The sequence below is a fragment of the Bacillus sp. S4 genome (genome assembly GCF_040838205.1).
GTDB lineage: Bacteria > Bacillota > Bacilli > Bacillales > Bacillaceae_G > Bacillus_A > Bacillus_A cereus_U.
On record NZ_JBFPJI010000197.1, the window covers coordinates 1 to 6331 of the forward strand.

Genomic DNA, 6331 nt, shown 5'->3' on the forward strand with positions numbered 1-6331 from the left:
ATATTATTTTTTTAGTTATCACTTGACTAGTAAAATGAAATGGAGGAATCACCGATGTATGAAATTAAAGGGCATCATCACATTTCAATGGTTACGAAAAATGCAAATGAAAATAATCACTTTTATAAAAACGTGCTTGGTTTACGCCGTGTGAAAATGACGGTAAATCAAGATGATCCGTCAATGTATCACTTATTTTACGGAGATAAAACAGGAAGCCCAGGTACGGAATTATCATTTTTTGAAATTCCTTTAGTAGGAAAAACATATCGTGGTACAAATGCAATTACTCGAATTGGATTACTCGTTCCTTCAGAGGACAGTTTGCATTACTGGAAAGCACGATTTGAGGAATTTGATGTGAAACATAGTGAAATGACAACATATGCAAATCGTCCTGCTTTGAAATTTGAGGATGCTGAAGGTCTTCGTTTCGTGCTACTCGTTTCAAATGGGGAAAAAGTTACGCATTGGGAAACGTGGGAGAAATCGGAAGTTCCTGCTGAACATCAAATTCAAGGAATGGGTTCTGTGGAAATGACAGTGCGTAGACTTGATAAAATGGCGAGTACACTTACAGAGATGTTTGGTTATACAGAGGTTAGCCGAAATGACGAAGAAGCAATTTTTCAGTCTATCAAAGGAGAAGCCTTTGGAGAAATAGTTGTGAAATATTTGGACGGTCCTTCTGAAAAACCGGGGCGCGGTAGTATTCACCATTTAGCAATTCGTGTGAAAAACAGTGCAGAGCTTGCCTATTGGGAAGAACAGGTGACACAAAGAGGTTTCCATTCTTCAGGAATTATCGACCGTTTCTATTTTAAAAGCTTATATTTCCGTGAATCAAACGGAATCCTTTTTGAAATTGCGACAGATGGACCAGGATTTACAGTTGATGGAGATGTGGAGCATCTAGGAGAAAAAGTTGATTTACCGCCGTTCTTAGAAGATCAGCGAGAAGAAATTGAAGCGAATTTAGCTCCGATTGAAGAGAAGTAATAGAAGAAAAAATACAACTTTAACATATAAATGAAAACTATTGGAGGAATATAAAATGAACCAATTAAAAGGAATACACCACGTTACAGCGATTACAAGTAGTGCAGAAAAGAACTATGAATTTTTCACTCATGTTTTAGGAATGCGTCTTGTTAAAAAAACAGTAAACCAAGATGATATTCAAACGTACCATTTATTCTTTGCAGATGATAAAGGTAGTGCAGGAACAGATATGACATTCTTTGACTTCCCGGGCGTTCCGAAAGGTGTACACGGGACAAATGAAATTTCAAAGACTTCATTCCGAGTTCCAAGTGATGCAGCATTAGCATATTGGGTGAAACGTTTTGACCGCCTTGAAGTGGAGCATACAGGAATTAAAGAGCAATTCGGTAAGAAAACTCTTTCTTTCGTTGACTTTGATGATCAACACTATCAATTAATCTCTGACGAATTGGATAAAGGGATAGAATCAGGTACACCGTGGCAAAACGGTCCAGTTCCATTAGAATATGCAATTACTGGATTAGGACCTGTATTTATTCGTATCGCGAACTTTAGTTATTTCAAAGAAGTACTAGAAAAAGTTCTATTATTTAAAGAGATTGCTCAAGAAGGAGAATTCTATTTGTTTGAAGTAAACGAAGGTGGAAATGGTGCCTCTGTCATTGTAGAACATAATACGGTTCTTCCTGAAGCACAACAAGGTTTTGGTACAGTGCACCATGCTGCATTCCGCGTAGAGGATCGAGCTGTATTAGAAGAGTGGATTGAGCGACTAAGTCGAGTTGGACTCCCTTCATCTGGTTATGTAAATCGTCACTTCTTTGAGTCATTATACGCAAGAGTTGCGCCGCAAATTTTATTCGAGTTTGCAACAGATGGCCCTGGTTTTATGGGAGATGAGCCATATGAAACGCTTGGAGAGAAATTATCTTTACCTCCGTTCTTAGAGCCAAAGCGTGAAGAAATCGAAAAATTAGTTCGTCCGATTGATACAGTGAGAAGTACTAAGGAATTTATTAAAGAGTAAAAATAGAGATAATAAGTAGAAGAGCAAGTAGTTTTAGCGAATCGCTGGAACTGCTTGTTTTTTTATCATTAAAATAATTGACTTACTTTTAATGCGTAACTATAATGGTTACATAACAACCATCGGTAATAGCAGTGAGTAATATTTTTTTAGTATAATTGTAACTATTTCAGTTACAATTAAAATTAATCATAAAACAACCAAAAAATGTAAAAACTTTAAATAGCAACATGAGAAAGGAGACGGGGATTTTGAAACGGTTTAAGTTTTATATGATTAGCGGTATTGTGCTCGTTTTTTTAGTAGTATGTAACTTCGTCGATAAGCCGATTGCGAAGGTTGAAGAAGTGAAGGATACTGTTATGATGAAGATAAATACGAAAGAGAAGATGGCGCAGATTGATGGACAGACGATTTATTTTAAGCAAATTGGTGAGGGAAAACCGCCTTTACTTATGCTTCATGGGTTTGGTGGTTCTTCAGATGGGTTTAGTGATATTTATCCGGAACTCGCGGGAGATCATACGATTATCGCTGTTGATATTTTAGGGTTTGGGCGTTCTTCTAAGCCGGTTGATTTTCAGTATTCGTTTCCTGCGCAAGTGAATTTATATTATAAGTTAATGAAGAAACTTGGATATGATCAGTTTGCGGTACTTGGTCATTCGATGGGGGGAGAGATGTCCCTTAATTTAGCGTATCTATATCCGGACGCGGTTACCCATCTCGTTTTAGCGGATTCTACAGGGATTGAATCTTTCCAGCAAAAAGAAAGTTATGAAGTGACGCCACTATCGACGGACTTACAAACTGTAACAGAGATTACGGATTATAATAAAAATGAAGTGAAAAATAGTCGCGATGATAAAAAGCATTATGATCAGCTTACGAAAATGAGAGAGCGCCGCATTGCGATGGAAGCGGATAAAATTAAGGTGCCGACTTTAATTATTTGGGGTAGGCACGATAAGAGCGTTCCTTGGAATAATGGTGAGCTGTATCATCAGTTATTTGCAAATAGTACGTTTCATATCATTGAAAAAGGATACCACGCACCGTTCCGTCAAGAGCCAATCGAGTTTATGGAATATGTACAAGCGTTCTTCGCGGAGAATCCACAATGAAATTTTAAGCATAAATCCACTTCTTTCCTCATAAAGTGAAACTAATAAGGCTTGTCTAAGGAAAGGGATGAACGAAAGTGGAAATTTTACCATGGTGGATTTATCTTGTAATCATTGGGATTGTATTGAGTGGCTACATGGTTTTATATACTTCGAAAAAAGAGCAAGAGATGGATAACGATTTTATCGAAAAAGAAGGCGAAGTATATATGAAGCGCTTAGAAGAAGAACGAGAGAAACGGAATCAGGATAGTGATAAAGATTCGGTTTTATTATAATTATGGGAGAGTGGATAACATCTTGTTATCCACTTTTTTATTTCCGGAAATATATCAACGATTCGACATGGAATATCAATTTATTGGCGCAAAAAGACAAGGAGAAACAGGCCTTTTCCCGATTCAACTTAATAGTCACAGTAACCATCCAAAGCCCAATTCATACACTATGATAGAGGCTTTTTACTTAATAGTCAGATGAAAAAGGAGTGTAATGATGAAAAAACGTACTGTTAATGAAACAGGAGGGAGTATACCACAACCAATCCGCAGTGATGGAGCAGGTGCGATTGATTCTGGACCACGTAATGTTATGCGGGATATTCAAAATCCGAATATGCTCGTGCCGCCTATTACGGATGCGGGATTAGTTCCTAACTTGAAATTTTCGTTCTCAGACACTTCTATGATCTTAAAACAAGGTGGGTGGTCTCGGGAGATTACTATTCGGGAACTTCCGGTTTCGACTACGATTGCTGGGGTAAATATGAGCTTAACAGCCGGTGGGGTGCGTGAACTTCATTGGCATAAGGAAGCGGAATGGGCGTATATGCTTTTAGGACGGGCACGAATAACTGCAGTTGATCAAAATGGACGGAATTTTATTGCTGATGTTGGTCCGGGGGATCTTTGGTATTTCCCACCTGGAATTCCGCATTCCATCCAAGGATTGGAACATTGTGAATTTCTACTCGCATTCGATAATGGACACTTTTCTGATTTATCTACCTTAGCTATTTCCGACTGGTTTGCACATACGCCAAAAGAAGTTCTATCGGCTAACTTCGGAGTACCAGAGAGTGCTTTTAACTCCATTCCTTCAGATCAAGTTTATATTTATCAAGGAGAGGTGCCGGGTTCGCTTGAGAGCCAGGAAGTTCAGTCGCCAGAAGGAGAAGTTCCTTTAACGTTTAAACATGAACTGTTAAAACAAAAACCGATTAAGACACCTGGTGGTAGCGTTCGAATTGTAGATTCTACGAATTTCCCTATTTCCAAAACAATCGCAGCAGCGCTCGTTGAAATTGAGCCTGGTGGAATGAGAGAGCTTCATTGGCACCCGAATAATGATGAGTGGCAATATTATCTTACCGGGCAAGCGAGGATGACGGTGTTTCTTGGAAATGGTACAGCTCGTACATTTGATTATAGAGCTGGTGATGTCGGATATGTACCGTTTGCGACTGGACACTATATTCAAAACACAGGCAATGAAACATTATGGTTTTTAGAGATGTTTAAAAGTAACCGTTTTGAAGATGTATCGTTAAATCAATGGATGGCACTGACTCCTAAAGAAATAGTGGAAAGTAATGTACATGTTGGATCAGAATTGATGGATTCCTTGCGTAAGGAGAAATGGCCCGTTGTGAAATACCCTGGGTTTTCATATAGTCCGAAAAACGATGGGTAAAAATGAATATTTACGTTATTCTTTCTGGAGAACGATAGGAAGGAATGGCGTATTTTTTATGTCTAGTCCTGTCTTTACTAGTATTCGTTATTTGTATTATTGTTCGGGAAATTATTATAGAAGAAAAGTATATGGAATCTAAATACTGCATAGCGCTATTTTAAAGTGTAACGCACAAGTTGCACAGGCTATGCAACAATAACTAGCTTTACTCTTCATCATTTATTTGCCCATACTAGACGTAGAGAGGTGATAAGAACAGTATGATTTTTAGCGAACGCTTAAAAGAAGAAAGGGAAAAAAGAAATTGGTCGCAAAATGATTTGGCTGAAAAAATTCATGTAAGTAGGCAGTCTGTTTCGAAATGGGAGACGGGAAAGAACTATCCGAGCATTGAAATTATTATTCATTTAAGTGATCTGTTCGGTATTACGATTGATGAGTTGTTGAGGAGCGATGAAGAGTTGACGCAGAAGGTAATCGAAGATAGTAAACAATTAGCGTATCCAAAATGGAAGGTGTTTTTTGATAGTCTATTCATGCTGGGAGTATTTTTGTTTATTACAAAAATCGTTGTATGGATGGTAAATAAGTTTGCAGGAGCAAGCATTACAATTGTAGCAGATGCACCATATGTAATGAATTTTTTACCCCTCATATTAATGGTTATAGGTGGTACGGTTTCTGATAAGTTGAAGAAAATATATAGATAAGAGAAAGATTTGTAAGAAATCCCCTACACTAGCTGTTCTTTTCACCCAAATTGTGTACTATAAAGGATAGGATGATATAAAGAAGGGGACATTTAGAATGGAATTTCATGAACAGAAGATTTTGCCGGCAGTGAGGCAAATTAAAGATTTGGAAAAGCTATTACATAGTTCGTATGAGTATATTGTTATTTTAGACATTCATGTTGGTCAATTGAAGAGTGTTGTGTCACTCGCGAAGCAGCATAATAAAAAAGTATTTTTACATGTTGATTTGATCCATGGATTACAAAGTGATGGGCATGCGACGGAGTTTTTATGCCAAGAATATAAACCGTACGGGTTATTATCGACAAAGGCGAGCGTAATTATGAAGGCGAAGCAAAAAGGTGTCGTCTCCATTCAACGCATCTTTTTAATTGATTCTAGCGCAATGGAAAAGAGCTGTAATTTACTAGAAAAGACGAAGCCGGATTATATAGAGGTGCTTCCTGGTGCGTTAACGGGTGTCATTGCTGAGGTGAAAGAGCGTACAGGTGTACCGATTTTAGCAGGTGGTTTTATTCGAACTGTAGAAGACGTTGAAAGAGCGTTAAATGCTGGTGCGACAGCAATTACGACATCGAAAAAAGAATTATGGAAACATTACCAAAAAAAGTGACGGAAATGTGAAATAATTCTGTTGACACCGCTTTCATTAGAGGTTAACATTATAGACAAGTTAATAAACGTGACGGAGAAAAGAAGAGATCCACATTTTATTGTTTCTATAT

Annotated in this window: 7 protein-coding genes; all 7 read left to right on the forward strand. The window is 37.8% G+C overall.

The genetic code is table 11. From position 1 onward, the window contains the following. Positions 1-54 precede the first annotated feature (54 nt). Positions 55-999 carry a ring-cleaving dioxygenase gene (locus tag AB3X48_RS16045; RefSeq protein ID WP_016104073.1) on the forward strand — a complete coding sequence of 315 codons (945 nt, stop codon included), beginning with the start codon at positions 55-57 and terminating at the stop codon, positions 997-999. Between the two features lie 55 nt (positions 1000-1054). Further along, on the forward strand, positions 1055-2032 hold the full coding sequence (locus AB3X48_RS16050) for a ring-cleaving dioxygenase (protein WP_070138888.1): 978 nt from the start codon (positions 1055-1057) through the stop codon (positions 2030-2032). Between the two features lie 251 nt (positions 2033-2283). Further along, the gene (locus AB3X48_RS16055) at positions 2284-3156 is read left to right on the forward strand and encodes an alpha/beta fold hydrolase (protein ID WP_016104075.1); all 873 of its coding nucleotides are present in this window, start codon (positions 2284-2286) and stop codon (positions 3154-3156) included. Positions 3157-3233: 77 nt separating this feature from the next. Beyond that, positions 3234-3434, forward strand: coding sequence for a sporulation YhaL family protein (locus AB3X48_RS16060; RefSeq protein ID WP_002064098.1), 201 nt, complete (start codon positions 3234-3236; stop codon positions 3432-3434). A gap of 217 nt (positions 3435-3651) precedes the next feature. Next, positions 3652-4848: an oxalate decarboxylase family bicupin gene (locus AB3X48_RS16065; RefSeq protein ID WP_088098777.1), complete on the forward strand. Its 1197-nt coding sequence runs from the start codon at positions 3652-3654 to the stop codon at positions 4846-4848. 263 nt (positions 4849-5111) lie between these two features. Continuing rightward, a complete protein-coding gene (locus AB3X48_RS16070) occupies positions 5112-5561 on the forward strand; it encodes a helix-turn-helix domain-containing protein (RefSeq protein ID WP_078174800.1) in 450 nt (149 codons plus the stop codon). A 97-nt stretch (positions 5562-5658) separates the two neighbouring features. Next, positions 5659-6219: a glycerol uptake operon antiterminator GlpP gene (glpP, locus tag AB3X48_RS16075; protein WP_000394293.1), complete on the forward strand. Its 561-nt coding sequence runs from the start codon at positions 5659-5661 to the stop codon at positions 6217-6219. Positions 6220-6331 lie beyond the last annotated feature (112 nt).

What these genes read in the sequence shown, in the direction of transcription:
- AB3X48_RS16045 (WP_016104073.1), top strand. Translation starts at nt 55, where the DNA reads ATGTATGAAATTAAAGGGCATCATCACATTTCAATGGTTACGAAAAAT.
- AB3X48_RS16050 (WP_070138888.1), top strand. Translation starts at nt 1,055, where the DNA reads ATGAACCAATTAAAAGGAATACACCACGTTACAGCGATTACAAGTAGT.
- AB3X48_RS16065 (WP_088098777.1), top strand. Translation starts at nt 3,652, where the DNA reads ATGAAAAAACGTACTGTTAATGAAACAGGAGGGAGTATACCACAACCA.
- AB3X48_RS16070 (WP_078174800.1), top strand. Translation starts at nt 5,112, where the DNA reads ATGATTTTTAGCGAACGCTTAAAAGAAGAAAGGGAAAAAAGAAATTGG.
- glpP (WP_000394293.1), top strand. Translation starts at nt 5,659, where the DNA reads ATGGAATTTCATGAACAGAAGATTTTGCCGGCAGTGAGGCAAATTAAA.